Source organism: Rubellimicrobium thermophilum DSM 16684 (genome assembly GCF_000442315.1).
GTDB lineage: Bacteria > Pseudomonadota > Alphaproteobacteria > Rhodobacterales > Rhodobacteraceae > Rubellimicrobium > Rubellimicrobium thermophilum.
Genome location: NZ_KE557320.1, coordinates 536256 through 550308, shown reverse-complemented (window position 1 = coordinate 550308; position 14053 = coordinate 536256). Strand labels below are relative to the sequence as shown.

Here is a 14053-nt window from a genome sequence, read left to right as displayed (position 1 = left end):
CGCTCTCGTTGGGGTGCCCCGCGGGGCTCCCCCGCCCCTGTAGCACGATTGCCGAAGGCGGAGAAAGCCTTGCCTGAGTCCTATGCCGCGACCTGTGCGGCGGAAAGGTCCTCGGGGGTCACTCCGGCACCGGGAAGACGCTGCGCCAGTGCCGCATCCACGGTCACGAAGCACCAGGCGCTGTCATCGGCGAAAAGGGCGTGCAGCAACCGGTTGGTCAGCGTATGTCCCGCCTTCAGGCCGGTATAGCGCGCAAGGAGCGGGGCCCCGGCCAGGGCCAGATCGCCCATCGCGTCGAGCATCTTGTGCCGCACCGGTTCGTCGGGATAGCGCAGTCCCCCGGGGGTGAGAACCCGTGCGCCGTCCACGACGACGGCATTGCCGAAGCTGCCCCCAAGGGCGAGACCCTCCTTCCGCATCCGCTCCACATCGGAGAGGCGGCAGAAGGTGCGAGCCTGACACAGCTCGCGCAGGAAGGCTCCGTTGGCAAGGTCGAGCGACAGCTCCTGGCGGCCGATGGCTTCGTCCCTGAACGCGATGACGAAATGCATGGACAGGCCCGGGGCCGGTTCCAGCCGGGCAAGGGCGCCCTGTTCATCCGTGACTTCGACGGTGCGGCGCAGCGCGATGGCCCTCAAGGGCGCATCGAGCTGCCGGATCCCCGCCTGCAGGATCGCCTTCACCCAGGGCGCGGCCGAGCCGTCCAGGATCGGCAGCTCCGGCCCCTCGACCTCCACGGTCGCGTTGTGGATGCCGAGCCCGGCGAAGGCCGCCATCAGATGCTCGACGGTCGAGATTTCCACCCCACCTTCCCCCAGGAGCCGGGTGGCCAGAGGGCCATGGCGGGCACGGTCCCAGCGGGCGGGGATGGATGCGCCCCCGGCGTCCATGCGCCGGAAGAGGATGCCGCTGTCGGCCGGGGCGGCACGCAGCACGACCCGCGCCGCCGTTCCGGTATGGAGCCCGGCACCCGCGACAACGACGCTCTGGTTCAGTGTGGTCTGCAAGATCGGCCTCTGCGGAATTCGGTCTGGTGCCCTTCAGGCGCCACAGGTTCGATCTAGGCATTCGCGGCTGCAACGCCAATTCACGGATTCTGACGCGCTGAAACACGACGTGCAGAATGAACAGGGCCGCCCCGAAGGGCGGCCCCGAAGAGAACGAGACGACAGAGGCGATCTCAATTCGCCTGGCGGCGCAGGAAGGCAGGAATATCCGCCCGTTCCTGTTCGCTTTCGGCGGGAGATTCATAGGGCGCGCGGGCCGGCGCCCGTGCCGCGGCGGGCGAGTCGGAGGCGTGGCCGCCGGTCATCCGGTTGATCAGCGAGTTGATCCCGAAACCCCGCTTCTCGGTCTGCGGCTGGGATTGCGGAGCCGCAGGGGCGGGACGCGGGACATCGTTTCCGCGGGCTTCGGCCGCACGCGAGGCCATGGCGCGCAGCCGTGCGATCGCTTCGGGCGTGGGAGTTCCGGCCGGAGGTCTGGCCCCGGCCTGCGGAGCAGGCTGGGATGCGACCGCCATCGGCGCGGCGGTCTGGGGCTGAGGCGGCGGCTGATAGGCCGGGGGCGGCAGCGCGTCCTCCTGGAGGGCTGACTCGATGTCGGAGAAATCACCCACGTCGTGATGGACGGGCTGAGGCGCGCGCGCATCGAATGTCCGCTCTGCCGGTGCAGATTCGACCGCCCGGGCAGACATGGCCGATGCGGCGACCGGGGCAGCCGGCTGGGCGGCCGGGCGCGGCGCAGCGGGCTGAGGGGCCGGGCGCGAGGCAGGCTGAGTTGCGGCCGGCTGCACGGCAGGCCGTGCGGTCGCTGCCGTTCGGGCGGCGGGGACCTGCGGCTCCTCGATGCTGACCTTCTCACGCAGGGGGGCGGACATGGAACGCCGCGGCAGGGGAACTTCGCCGCGGGACTGGCCGGCATCGATGCCCGTGGCCACCACCGAGACCCGCATCCGCCCCGTCATCTCCGGATCGAGCGAGGACCCGACGATGATGTTGGCATCCTCGTCAACCATCTCGCGGATCTTGTTGGCAGCCTCGTCGAACTCGAAGAGGGTCATGTCATGGCCGCCGGTGATGTTGATCAGCACGCCCTTGGCACCCTTGAGGCTGATCTCGTCGAGCAGCGGGTTGGCAATGGCCTTCTCGGCAGCATGGGGTGGCGCGGTCGGGTCCCTCGGCCTCGCCGGTGCCCATCATGGCCTTGCCCATCTCGTCCATCACCGCGCGGACATCGGCGAAGTCGAGATTGATGAGGCCGGGCCTGACCATCAGATCGGTGACCCCCTTGACGCCCTGATACAGCACATCATCGGCCAGGGCGAAGGCCTCGGTGAAGGTGGTGTTTTCGGTGGCGAGGCGGAACAGGTTCTGGTTCGGGATGATGATGAGGGTATCGACGACCTTCTGAAGCGCCTCGATCCCCTCTTCGGCCTGGCGCATCCGCCTGGCGCCCTCGAACTGGAAGGGCTTGGTCACGACCCCCACGGTCAGCACGCCAAGCTCGCGCGCCGCCTGGGCGATGATGGGTGCCGCGCCGGTTCCGGTCCCGCCGCCCATGCCCGCGGTGATGAAGCACATATGGGCGCCTGCGAGGTGATCGACGATCTGCTGGATCGATTCCTCGGCGGCGGCGGCGCCGACGGAAGGCCGCGCCCCGGCGCCAAGCCCTTCGGTCGCCTTGATCCCCATCTGGATCTTCGCAGGCGCGTTCGACTGCTTGAGGGCCTGCGCGTCGGTGTTGGCGACGACGAATTCCACACCCTCAAGCTGCTTGGCGATCATGTTGTTGACGGCATTGCCGCCGGCGCCGCCAACGCCGAACACGGTGATGCGGGGCTTGAGTTCCTCCTGCCCGGGGAGGGAGAGATTGAGTGCCATCGCGCTGTTGTCCGCCTGTTATCCCGTATTTCTCGTGCCGCTGTCCGACGGCCCCGCCCCGTCGCCCCGTCCTGCGTTCCGGGTCGTGCCGACGGTCGAATCGATCCTATCGACCTGCTGGCGCGCCGTCACGCGCAAAACAGCTCTCCGTCGCGTTTCTGACGCAATTCCGCAAGGCCGGGGCGCAAGCGCCGAAGTTTCGGCCGGAATCCGCCGCTCACCAGTTGTCGCGGAACCAGCGCACCGCCCGGCGGAGCGACCGTGCCGGATAGCGCTCCGGTGGAGCCTCGAAATCCCACCATTCGTCCTTCGGATTGGCTGCAAGGAGCGTCAGCCCGACAGCGGCGGAAAAGGCCCCGCCGGTCGCCGCCTGCGGCAGACCCTGGACCCTCAGCGGCCGGCCCATTCGCACCCTGCGCCCAAGGATGCGCGAGGCCAGCCCGTCAAGGCCAGGAATCTGCGATCCCCCGCCCGTGAGGACGATGGACTGGGATGGAAGCTGGTCGAAGCCGGCGAAATCGAGCCGTGCCCGCACCTCCTCGAGGATCTCTTCGACCCGCGGGCGCATGATGCCGATCAGATCCGTCCGGCTGACCATGCGCCGGTCGCGCTCCCAGTCGCCACTGTCGCCGCCGATGGGGATCAGTTCGCGGTCGTCCATTCCCGTGGCGACCACACCCCCATGCAGGGTCTTGAGTCGTTCGGCCGTGGCATGCGGAACCTGAAGGCCCATCGAGATATCGGCTGTCACATGATCCCCCCCCAGGCGGACGGAATCGGCGTAGATCATGTGCTTGCGGATGAAGATGGACAGACCGGTCGAACCCCCCCCCATGTCGATGCAGGCCGCCCCGAGCTCCTGCTCGTCCTCCACGAGGGCGGCAATGCCCGAGACATAGGCCGCCGAGGCCAGCCCCGCGCATTCGAGATCGCATCGCTTGAGGCAGAGAAGAATGGTCTCGATCGCGGCGGCATCGACGGTCAGCAGATGGACATCCGTGGACAGCCGCTGCCCTGCCTGCCCGCGGGGATCGGAAACGCCGGTACGATGATCGAGCGCGAAATGAACCGGATGGGCGTGGAGCACCTCGCGCGAAGGACCGAGATCGGGCATGTCGCAGGCAGCCAGCACCCGCCCGATATCGGCGCCGGTGACGACCGGGCCTTCGACATCGGCCTCGCCGAACAGGGCATGGCTTTCAGGCCTGCCGCCGGAGAAGCAGGCGATCACATGATCGACACGGACATTCGCCGCCTTCTGGGCCGCCTGCACGGCGGTGCGGATCGCCCGCTCGGTCTCCTGCATGGAATCGACCTCGCCCAGGCGGATCCCCCGCGACCGCGTGACCGAGGCGCCGATCACCCGGAACTGGGCCTGCCCGGCCATGGGGCCTACATCGCTCTCCTCTCCGACGGCACCGGGCGAGGCATCGAAACGCAGCACGAGGCAGGCGATCTTGGAACTGCCGAGATCGAGGATCGCGATGACGCCGCGCTGGAGCGCCGCGCGGCGCAGGGCGCGCATGGCCCGCTGAGCCTGGTGGAGGGGGGGCATCATTGCTCCTCTTCGATGGGCGCTGCGGGGGCGGCATATCCCGCGCTGGCGGCCGCGTTGCGCAGCACATTGAGAGCCGGCTGATTGAGGCGGAGGGTCGGGCGCTGGCCAAGGCGCATGTCCACCACCGCCACGTCGCGATCGAGCAGATCCTGCGCCTCATGCAGGGCCAGCACTCGCTGAAGCGCCTGGACTGCCCCTTCGGCCGGCAGGAGGATGCGCAAATCGCCGTCAAGCACCATGTCCCAGCGGCGCTCGCCCATCCGCACAAGCCCCCGCACGCGATCCTTGATCGGTTCGGCCGTGGCGAACAGGGCAAGAGCCTCGTCGATGGCGTCGCGTGCGCCGTCGCCGGCAATGAGGGGCAGATCGGCCCGGTCGCTGCGTGAGGCGATCATGCCGGTCATCACGCCCTCGGCATCGATGAGGCGAAGCCCATCGGAATAGCGCCATACGGCGACGGGCTTGCGCTGGTCCACCACCACGCGCAGGACGCCGCCGGGGGCCACGCTGACCTCGGCCCTGCGCACCGCCGACAGCTCGGTCACGCGGTCGCGCAGAGCTGCAAGATCGATGTCGAAGGACGACAGGGGAAAGTCGAAATCCGCAATGCCATGGATGGCCACCGACAGGGCCCGGTCGGCGCCGATGACCTCGATGTCATGGACCATGAACTCGGGCCGTTCCTGGATGGCATTCTTGACGGCCTCGATCTCGGCCAGAAGCCAGGCCCGGTTGCCGGGCGCCGCAAACCAGCCCCCGAGCATCAGCACCGCCACCGCAGAGGGCAGACCGATGCGCACCAGCCGCCGATAGGCAGGGGTGAGCATCAGCCTCTGATAGCGGTAGGACCACAGGGTCGGCGCGGGATCGCGACGCATCCCGCTCGGCACGGCCTCGGGCAGGCGGCGCAGCGAAGGAATGGTGATCTGCCACAACAGCTTCAACGTCCGCATGAGGCATCCTCCACCAGCCAGCGGCAGAGTTCCGGGAAGGACATGCCGATCGCGGCCGCCTGCTCGGGCGCAAGCGAGGTCGGCGTCATGCCGGGCTGGGTGTTGAGCTCGAGGATCACGAGCCCGTCGAGCCCCCGGCTTTCGTCCCAGCGGAAATCCGTCCGGGACAGGCCCCGGCAGCCCAGGGCCCGATGAGCCCGCAGGGCAAGGTCGAGACAGGCCTCGAAGACATCGCGGGGGATGTCGGCGGGCAGGATGTGACGCGAGCCGCCCGGGGCGTATTTGGCATGATAATCATACCATCCCTCCGTGACGATGTCGGTCACCGTGAGGGGGCGATCGCCCAGGACGGCGGTCGTCAGCTCGCGTCCGGGGGCGAAGGCCTCCACCATGACCGTTGCGGGCATCGTCTCGGCAAGCTGCGGCGGCGCATTGCTCCCTTCCGGGACGATGAAGACACCGACCGAAGAGCCCTCGTCATTCGGCTTGACGACATAGGGGGGCGCCATGACATGGCGCGCCTCTACCTCCTGCCGGGAAACAAGCAGGCTGGGAGCGACCGGAAGACCAGCCTGGCGGAACGCCTCCTTCGCGCGCTGCTTGTCCATGGCAAGGGCAGAGGCCAGAACGCCCGAATGCGTGTAGGGGATGCGCATCCATTCCAGCAGCCCCTGGACGCATCCGTCCTCACCCCACCGGCCATGCAGGGCGTTGAAGGCGACATCGGGCGCGACATCGGCCAGCCGAAGTGCCAGATCCGGCCCCGCATCGATCTCGACGACGTCATACCCTGCTTCCCGGAGGGCGGACGCGCAACCCCGACCGGAGGAGAGCGAAACCTCGCGCTCCGCCGACAGGCCGCCCATGAGGACGGCAACTCTGGGACCTGCCCTGCCCGACATGCCCTCGACTGCCCCATCTGCGGGCCGTCCTCCGGCCCGTCATCTTGATCTTAAGCGCCCGTGACCGGGCCTACCCCTCACGACAGGCGGGTTCTCCGACCCGCATGATCTCCCACTCTAGCGTCACTCCGCTGTGATCGTAAACGGCCTTTCGCACAGCCTCGCCCAGGGATTCGAGATCGGCCGCACTGGCCCCGCCGGCATTGGTGAGGAAATTGGCATGCTTGGGATTCATGATCGCGCCGCCGATGCGCGCACCGCGCATGCCCGCATCCTCGATCAGCTTCCAGGCCTTCATCTCGTGCGTGTCGTCGCTGCGGCCGGTGGAGGAGTGGCCGGACGGATTGCGGAAGGTCGAACCCGCCGTGCGATCCCGGACAGGCTGAGAGGCATCACGGCGGGCGATCTGTTCCTCCATCCGCCTTTCCAGGGCGGCGGGCTCTCCGGGGGGCGGCGCGAACAGGGCCTCGACGATGACGGCCCCCTCCGGCAGCCGGCTCGACCGATAGGCGAGGTCCAGATCCGCCTTCGGCATCACCACCATCGAGCCATCGCGCAGCACCACCCGTGCCTCGACAAGGACATCGCTGACATAGGTTCCGTAGCATCCGGCGTTCATCCGCACGGCGCCGCCGATCGTGCCGGGAATGGTCCGCAGGAAGGTCAGGTCGAGGCCGGCCTCGGCAGCCCGGCGCGCCACATGCGCATCAAGAGCGGCCGCCCCGGCGCGCACGCGGCCATCCTCCACCGTGATCGCGTTGAAGCCGCGGCCCAAGCCGCAGGACCACACCGCGGACACCCCCGTCACGGACGATCAGGTTCGATCCCACCCCCATGGGAAAGACCGGAACATCGGCAGGCAGCGCCGCCAGGAAGGCGCAGAGATCCTCCACATCCGCCGGCTGGACGAGCGCATCGGCCGGCCCACCCACGCGCAGCCAGGTCAGATCGGCCAGGGGGCGACCCTCGGTCAGCGTGCCGCGAAGCGGCGGCCAGCGGCTCATTCTGCCGGCTCCCCGCGGCGCAGGCCGTATCCTGCCCGCCGCAGGACATGGATGATCGGCCAGCGCAGGACCGAGGTCCCGGCCGCCAGCGCCAGGATTCCCGCAACCGGCCCGTGCACGGCCGTCAGCCATCCCAGAAGGGGGACCCCGACGACGACAAGCAGGACCGCCCGCTTGCGGCGGTTGCCGCGCGTGGGCAGCATTGCCGCGCCATTCGCCGCCACGAACCACAGGAGCGTGAGGATCAGGGGCGGCGTCATCATACGCGCGCTCCCGCCCTGCCGGCCCGGACGCACGCCCTCCCCCTTTCGGAGAGCGCCGGGAGAAGGGATGGGGAAATCGATGCGGTGATGCCCTGTCCTGTCATGTCATCGGGTTCCTTCGAGACGGCCGGGCAGCGCCTGGGCCCAGTTGGTGATGCTGCCCGCACCGAGACAGACAACAAGATCGCCCGGCCCGGCCTGCTCCTTCACAAGGCGGAGAAGATCATCCTCGTCGGTGACGGCGCGGGCATGACGATGCCCATGCCGGATCAGCCCGGCGACCAGATCATCGCGGCCGGCCCCGGGAATCGGATCCTCTCCCGCGGCATAGACATCGGCAATACCGACGACATCGGCTTCGTTGAAACAGGTGCAGAAGTCCTCGAACAGCGAGGAGAGGCGCGAATAGCGATGCGGCTGATGGATCGCGATGATGCGGCCTTTGGAATACTGGCGGGCTGCGCGCAGGACGGCGGCGATCTCGACCGGATGATGGCCGTAATCGTCGATCACCGTCACGCCCCGCGCCTCGCCCACGCGGGTGAAGCGGCGCTTCGGACTGCGGAAGGCCGCGAGGGCATCGCGGATCGTGTCCTTGCCGATCCCGAGGTGACGGGCCACGGCGATAGCCGCCAGGGCGTTGGACACGTTGTGATCCCCCGGCATGGGCAGGGTCATGCCCTCGATCCGGTCGCCTTCGGCCTGGAGGATGACATCGAAATGCGCCACGCCACCCTCGTAGGTGGGATGGGTGGCCCGCACATCGGCCTGGGCATTGAAGCCGAAGGTGCGCACGCGACGATCCGTCACCCGGCCCACCAGCGCCTGCACCTCGGGGTGATCGGTGCAGCAGACCGCAAGACCGTAGAACGGGATATGCGAGACAAACTCCAGAAAGCCACGGCGGAGCGCCTCGACCGAACCCCAGTGCTCCATATGTTCGGGATCGATGTTGGTGACGATCGCGATCGTCGCCGGAAGGCGGTTGAAAGTGCCATCGCTCTCGTCGGCTTCAACGACCATCCATTCGCCCTGACCGATGCGCGACGTGGAGCCATAGCTCTCGATGATTCCGCCATTGACCACGGTCGGGTCGAATCCCCCCGCCTCGAGAAGCTTGGCCACCATCGTCGTGGTGGTGGTCTTTCCATGGGTTCCGGCGATGGCCACATTGGACTTCAGGCGCATCAGCTCGGCCAGCATCTCGGCGCGGCGGACGACGGGCAGCCCCCGGGCGCGGGCCGCGTCCAGCTCCGGATTGCCGGGCTTGATCGCGGAGGAAATGACGACGACCTCGGCCCCGTCCAGGTTCTCGGCCTTCTGACCGATCCAGATCGGAACGCCAAGCCCCCGCAGGCGCGCGACATTCTCGTTCTCCCGCGCGTCGGACCCCTGCACCCGGTAGCCGAGCGTCAGCAGCACCTCGGCGATTCCCGACATCCCGATCCCGCCGATCCCGACGAAATGGATCGGGCCGACATCCTGGGGCAGCTTCGTGGGCCTCTGCATCGGCCAGCCTCCGTCCTTCATGTTCGGCCCTGCTTTTCCCGTCTGGCGAGTCCCTCCACAAGCGCCGCCAGACGCTCGGCCGCATCGGGCCGGCCTGCCGCAAGGGCCGCTGCCGCCATCCGGGCGACGCGGTCCGGCGCCGCGAGGAGGTCGCGGAGGACGGCCGTGAGGGCGCCGGCGGTGAGTTCCGCCTCCGGCAGGACAACGGCCCCGCCGGCCGCCTCGAGCGCCCGGGCATTGGCCGTCTGATGGTCGGCTGCGGCATGGGGATAGGGAATCAGGACGGCCGGGCGGCCGATGACCGTCAGATCTGCGATCGTGGATGCCCCGGCCCGTGCGATCACGAGAGAGGCCCGCGCCATCCTCTCGGCCACATCGTCGAAGAAGGGGCGGATCTCTGCCGCGATCCCCTCGGCCTCATAAGCGGCAACCACGCGCCCGAGATCTTCGGCCCGGGCCTGCTGGCTGACATGCAGGCGGCTCCGCAGATCCTCCGGAAGCGCGGCAAGGGCAGGAGGCACGAGATCGGACAGGGCCCGCGCGCCCTGGCTTCCCCCGATGACGAGAATCCTGATGGGGCCGGCTGCGGGAGAGGGATAGGGCGTCCCGGCACGCGCAAGGATCGCGCCTCGCACGGGATTGCCGACATGAATCGTCTGCACGCCGGCTGGCATGACCGTGGGCCAGGTTCCGCAGGCCACGGCCGCCACGCGCGGAGCAAAGACGCGGTTGACGCGGCCCAGCACGCCGTTCTGTTCGTGGATCAGGGCCGGAACCCGAAGCGCCAGAGCCGCCGACAGGGCCGGAATCGTGGGATAGCCGCCGAATCCGGCCACCACGGACGGGCGGCCGACCCCCATCCGTCCGAGGGCCGCCAGCACCCCGGCGCCGACCCGGAAGGGCACTGCGATGCGGCCGGCCAGGCCGCCGCGCGCCGGTGTCGCGGACAGGACGACCTCGCGCCGGACTTCGGCAGGAAAACCGGCCGCATAGCGCATGCCTCTGGCATCGGTGGACAATGTCACCTGCCAGCCGCGCGCCAGCATCACCTCGGCCAGGGCCTGAGCCGGAAACATGTGACCGCCCGTTCCTCCTGCGGCAATCACGAGGCGGGGAGTCATGCGTCCGCCCCCAGCCGGCGCCTTGCCCCCAGGATGTCGCCCATCTGGCCTTGCGGGCGGCTGCGCGTCATCGCCAGAAGCATGCCCATGGCGATGCCTCCGGCAATCAGGGAGGAACCGCCATAGCTGACGAAGGGCAGCGTCATCCCCTTGGCCGGAAGGAGGCGGACCGCGACGCCCATGTTGATCATGGCCTGCACCCCGAAGACACAGGCCAGTCCGGTTCCGGCCAGACGGATGAAGGGATCCCGCTCGCGCGAAAGGCGCAGCAGCGAACCGATGACGACTGTCGCATAGAGCCCAATGATGCATACCACCAGGATCAGGCCGTATTCCTCGGCCGCCACGGCAATGATGAAATCGGTATGGGCGTCCGGCAGGGACCATTTCACCTCGCCCCCGCCCACGCCCACACCGAAGAATCCCCCTTCGCGGATCGCGTTGGTCGCGTAGCCGAGCTGGGTTCTCGGGTCCACCTCGGGCGACAGGAACCCGTCGATCCGGCGGGCGAAATGCTCGGACTTCTCGTAGGCGACGGTTCCCGCAAAGGCCACGCACCCGGCCAGGATCATCAGCAAGGTCATCGGGGCCCCGGCCACGAAGTAGAGGACCCCCCAGGAGAACAGCACCAGCGCGGCCTGACCGAAATCCGGCTGGAGGGCCAGCAGCGACACCACCAGAACCGCGAGGACGAAGGACCACAACCGTCCCGGAGGTCCGTTCTTCTCATGCGCGGCCGCCATCAGCCAGGCGCTGAGAACCACGAAACCCGGCTTGAGGAATTCGGAGGGCTGGAAGGAGGCAAAGCCGAGGGAATACCAGCGGACGGCGCCCTTGCCGAAATCCGTCCCGAAGAAGGGCAGCAGAAGCAGCGCGACAAAGCTGGCCGCAAAGCCCAGCACGCCAAGCCGCCGCACCTGCCGGGGTTCGAGCATCGAGACAGCCAGCATGACGACCAGGGCTATCGCCCCGAAGAAGGCCTGCCGCTCGACATAGTGAAAGGGTTCGAGACCGTTGCGTGCAGCCAGCGGCGGCGAGGCTGCCAGCCCCAGCAGAAGCCCGATCCCGAAAAGCCCGAGGACGCAACCCAGCGACGCCTTGTCCAGCGTCCGCCACCACCGGGGAAGGATCGGATCGCCCGCGCGCACGGGGATCGTCCCATGGACCAGATCCGTCATGGAGTTTGCCTCTGCCTCAAGCCGTCCGGTTCGCCCGGATCTCGGCCAGGGATGACCTGGCTCTGCCATCAGGATAGACCAAGGCACCGCATGGCGCCAGCCGGACAAACGGGGAACGGCGAATCGGGTCGGAACACCCCCTGCCCGCCTGAATCGAGGCATCCGACTCATCCCGGCATCCCCTTCAGCCGGACCGATATGCCCTCCGTGCATCATCCCCTGCCGCATCGGCACCAGCCCGGACCGGCACCAGCCCGGACCGGCACCGGTCGGCCATCGCAGGCAGATCGGGAGCCTGCCCCTGACATGGGACGGCGGGCCGCCTACATGGCAAGGCATGACCGGAGAAAGCCTTGGCCATCTGCTCTATCTCCTCCTCCTGATGGTGGCGGTCGGGGGATGGTTCCTGACCTCCGCACGTCCTTCCGCCTCTCGCCTGCTGCAGCAGGCCACGATCTGGGTGCTGATCTTTCTGGGCGTGATCGCCATCATCGGCCTGTGGCCGGAGATCCGTTCGACGGTCGTGCCCCGCCAGCAGGTCCTGAGCTCGACGACGGGGCGCATCGTGGAAATCCCCCTCGGGCCGGACGGGCATTACCAGGTGCGGATTCTGGTCAACGGTTCCCCTGTCATGTTCACGGTCGATACCGGGGCCACGGACATCGTGCTGTCCCGGCGCGATGCCGAGGCGGCGGGGATAGACCCGGAATCGCTGTCATTTGCGGGTGCCGCCATGACGGCGAACGGCCCGGTCCGAACGGCGCGGATCACGCTGGCCCGGATGGATCTGGAGGGAATCGTGGACGAGACTGTGCCGGCCGTGGTCACGGACGGACAACTTGATGCCTCGCTGCTGGGGATGGGCTATCTCGCCCGCTTTGATCGCATCGAGATCGCGGGCAACAGGCTGCGGCTCATCCGCTGATCCGCGTCAGCGTCCTGGCCAGCCGCGGCAGCCGGGCCTTTCTCAGGAGCCGGCCTGCCGTCCATTCCTCACCCGACAGGCGCGTCGCCTCGCGGACGGAGGCTGCGACAACAGCGCTCACATCGGCAGGCGCGCTTTCGGCCAGACCGACGAGGAAATGATCCGGATCGAGGCGCATCAGCCCTTCTTCCGCCAGAAGGCCGCGGGGAAAATCCATGGCATTCCAGGTCAGGATGGCATCGGCCGAACCTGCGACGGCTGCCGCCAGGACATGGACATCCCCCGGATCGGGCAACCACAGGCGCCGCTCCAGGCCTCCGAAGCGGGTCACTTCGGCGGCCGGAAACATCCGCCGGGCTGCGGCGATCTCGCTGCGCGCCAGCTCTTCCGCAGCCGGGCCGAGCCGTGCCGCCGCCCGGGCCCATTCCTCCAGCACCCGGTCCGACCAGAGCGGAGTGAAAAGCTGCCGGGCCGCGCAGCCCAGCAGGATCTCGCGCAGGACCGTCGGGTAGAGGACGCAGGCGTCGAGGAAGACCTTCACAGTCTGAAGAACAGGGCCTTGAGGTAACCCTGTTCGGTCAGATGCGGCAGAATCGGGTGATCCGGCCCGGCAAAGCCGGTATGGATCACCGGGCCCCGCCGACCGGCCCGCCCGATGCCGCGGGCACAGGCTGCCCGGAACCGGGCCAGATCGGCCGCATGGGAGCAGGAACACAGCACGAGGATCCCGCCCTCGCGGACCAGCGGCGCGGCAAGCCGGGCCACGCGTTCATAGGCACGCAGCCCCGCATCGAGCGCCGCCTTCGAAGGGGCGAAGGCAGGCGGATCGCAGACGACGAGGTCGAACTGCTCTCCCGCTGCCGCAAGGTCCTCCATGACGGCGAAGGCATCCCCCCGCCGTGTCGTAACGCGCCGACCCATCCGCTCGGCGCCCTGCTCGGCCAGGGCCAGGGCCGCGGCCGAGGAATCGACGAGCAGGGCTTCGCGCGCGCCGCCAGCCAACGCGGCAAGCCCGAAGCCGCCGACATGACAGAAGACATCGAGAACGCGGCCGCCGGCGGCAAGACGGCTGGCAAGAGCGTGATTGAACCGCTGATCGTAGAACAGCCCGGTCTTCTGTCCCCCCAGAACATCCGCAAGATAGATGGCCCCGTTCATCGGCACCGGGACCGGGCCATCCGGGGCCTCGCCCCGGACCATGTGGGTCTCCTCGGTCAGTCCTTCGAGGGCGCGCGTGCGGCCCGATCCGTTCTTGACGATGCGCGTCACGCCCGTCACCCGGACCAGGGCGTTCGCGATCGCGGGCAGATGGTTCTCGGCCCAGGCGGCATTGGGCTGGATGACGGCCAGATCCCCCATGCGATCGATCACCACGCCGGGCAGACCGTCGGCCTCGGCATGGACCAGGCGATAGAAGGGCGCATCGAACAGGCTCTGGCGGAGCGTCAGGGCCCGGGCCAGGCGGACGGCGATCCAGTCCTCATCGATGACGGCGCCAGGGTCGTTGTCGAGAACGCGACAGAGGATCCGGCTGGCGGGATTGACCGTCACGACGCCCATCGGCCGCCGTTCGGCATCCTCGAGCACCGCCAGCGCACCCGGCGCCAGCGACGCGGTCCGGCGATCCATCACCAGCTCGCCAGCATAGACCCAGGGAAAGCCGTGACGGATCGCCCGGGCTTCGGCCCGGGGAGAGAGGCGGACGACGGGATAAGGCGGATCCGAGCGCAGGGCGACCATGATGGCGCAGCCTTATCC

At 68.5% G+C, this 14053-nt stretch carries 11 protein-coding genes and 2 pseudogenes; 1 reads left to right on the top strand and 12 read right to left on the bottom strand.

The window, feature by feature from the left end:
* Positions 1–80 precede the first annotated feature (80 nt).
* From lpxC to ftsW, 10 genes and pseudogenes are all read right to left on the bottom strand, one after another.
* Positions 81–1007: a UDP-3-O-acyl-N-acetylglucosamine deacetylase gene (gene lpxC / locus RUTHE_RS03650; RefSeq protein ID WP_021096926.1), complete on the bottom strand. Its 927-nt coding sequence runs from the start codon at positions 1005–1007 to the stop codon at positions 81–83.
* A 173-nt stretch (positions 1008–1180) separates the two neighbouring features.
* Positions 1181–2882, bottom strand: a pseudogene (gene ftsZ / locus RUTHE_RS03645) (cell division protein FtsZ).
* A gap of 217 nt (positions 2883–3099) precedes the next feature.
* The gene (gene ftsA, locus RUTHE_RS03640) at positions 3100–4437 is read right to left on the bottom strand and encodes a cell division protein FtsA (RefSeq protein ID WP_021096923.1); all 1338 of its coding nucleotides are present in this window, start codon (positions 4435–4437) and stop codon (positions 3100–3102) included.
* A complete protein-coding gene (locus RUTHE_RS03635) occupies positions 4437–5393 on the bottom strand; it encodes a cell division protein FtsQ/DivIB (protein WP_021096922.1) in 957 nt (318 codons plus the stop codon). Before RUTHE_RS03635 ends, ftsA begins: the two co-directional genes overlap by 1 nt.
* The gene (locus tag RUTHE_RS03630; protein WP_084464989.1) at positions 5381–6295 is read right to left on the bottom strand and encodes a D-alanine--D-alanine ligase; all 915 of its coding nucleotides are present in this window, start codon (positions 6293–6295) and stop codon (positions 5381–5383) included. The genes RUTHE_RS03635 and RUTHE_RS03630 overlap by 13 nt, the downstream gene beginning before the upstream one ends.
* 70 nt (positions 6296–6365) lie before the next feature.
* Positions 6366–7299 (bottom strand): annotated as a pseudogene (murB, locus tag RUTHE_RS03625) (UDP-N-acetylmuramate dehydrogenase).
* Complete coding sequence (locus RUTHE_RS03620; RefSeq protein ID WP_342662204.1) at positions 7296–7562, bottom strand: DUF2484 family protein; 267 nt, start codon at positions 7560–7562, stop codon at positions 7296–7298. The pseudogene murB and the gene RUTHE_RS03620 overlap by 4 nt, the downstream one beginning before the upstream one ends.
* Positions 7563–7667: 105 nt before the next feature.
* Positions 7668–9071 (bottom strand): UDP-N-acetylmuramate--L-alanine ligase, encoded by a 1404-nt coding sequence (gene murC / locus RUTHE_RS03615; RefSeq protein ID WP_021096917.1) that lies wholly within the window; start codon positions 9069–9071, stop codon positions 7668–7670.
* A 17-nt stretch (positions 9072–9088) separates the two neighbouring features.
* On the bottom strand, positions 9089–10192 hold the full coding sequence (locus RUTHE_RS03610) for a UDP-N-acetylglucosamine--N-acetylmuramyl-(pentapeptide) pyrophosphoryl-undecaprenol N-acetylglucosamine transferase (RefSeq protein ID WP_021096916.1): 1104 nt from the start codon (positions 10190–10192) through the stop codon (positions 9089–9091).
* Positions 10189–11370, bottom strand: a complete 1182-nt coding sequence (ftsW, locus tag RUTHE_RS03605) for a putative lipid II flippase FtsW (RefSeq protein ID WP_021096915.1) — start codon at positions 11368–11370, stop codon at positions 10189–10191. The genes RUTHE_RS03610 and ftsW overlap by 4 nt, the downstream gene beginning before the upstream one ends.
* 337 nt (positions 11371–11707) lie before the next feature.
* Here ftsW and RUTHE_RS03600 point away from each other — a divergent pair, with 337 nt between their 5' ends.
* Complete coding sequence (locus tag RUTHE_RS03600) at positions 11708–12295, top strand: retropepsin-like aspartic protease family protein (RefSeq protein WP_021096914.1); 588 nt, start codon at positions 11708–11710, stop codon at positions 12293–12295.
* Here RUTHE_RS03600 and RUTHE_RS03595 read toward each other — a convergent pair.
* The gene (locus RUTHE_RS03595) at positions 12285–12836 is read right to left on the bottom strand and encodes an RSP_2648 family PIN domain-containing protein (RefSeq protein ID WP_021096913.1); all 552 of its coding nucleotides are present in this window, start codon (positions 12834–12836) and stop codon (positions 12285–12287) included. The genes RUTHE_RS03600 and RUTHE_RS03595 overlap by 11 nt on opposite strands.
* Positions 12833–14035 carry an RSP_2647 family RNA methyltransferase gene (locus tag RUTHE_RS03590; protein ID WP_021096912.1) on the bottom strand — a complete coding sequence of 401 codons (1203 nt, stop codon included), beginning with the start codon at positions 14033–14035 and terminating at the stop codon, positions 12833–12835. The genes RUTHE_RS03595 and RUTHE_RS03590 overlap by 4 nt, the downstream gene beginning before the upstream one ends.
* Between the last annotated feature and the right edge of the window lie 18 nt (positions 14036–14053).

Bases quoted from the DNA above. Each gene is read 5' to 3' on its own strand.
- ftsA (WP_021096923.1), bottom strand. From the start codon at position 4,437: ATGCCCCCCCTCCACCAGGCTCAGCGGGCCATGCGCGCCCTGCGCCGC.
- RUTHE_RS03635 (WP_021096922.1), bottom strand. From the start codon at position 5,393: ATGCGGACGTTGAAGCTGTTGTGGCAGATCACCATTCCTTCGCTGCGC.
- RUTHE_RS03630 (WP_084464989.1), bottom strand. From the start codon at position 6,295: ATGTCGGGCAGGGCAGGTCCCAGAGTTGCCGTCCTCATGGGCGGCCTG.
- RUTHE_RS03620 (WP_342662204.1), bottom strand. From the start codon at position 7,562: ATGATGACGCCGCCCCTGATCCTCACGCTCCTGTGGTTCGTGGCGGCG.
- murC (WP_021096917.1), bottom strand. From the start codon at position 9,071: ATGCAGAGGCCCACGAAGCTGCCCCAGGATGTCGGCCCGATCCATTTC.
- RUTHE_RS03610 (WP_021096916.1), bottom strand. From the start codon at position 10,192: ATGACTCCCCGCCTCGTGATTGCCGCAGGAGGAACGGGCGGTCACATG.
- ftsW (WP_021096915.1), bottom strand. From the start codon at position 11,370: ATGACGGATCTGGTCCATGGGACGATCCCCGTGCGCGCGGGCGATCCG.
- RUTHE_RS03600 (WP_021096914.1), top strand. From the start codon at position 11,708: ATGACCGGAGAAAGCCTTGGCCATCTGCTCTATCTCCTCCTCCTGATG.
- RUTHE_RS03590 (WP_021096912.1), bottom strand. From the start codon at position 14,035: ATGGTCGCCCTGCGCTCGGATCCGCCTTATCCCGTCGTCCGCCTCTCT.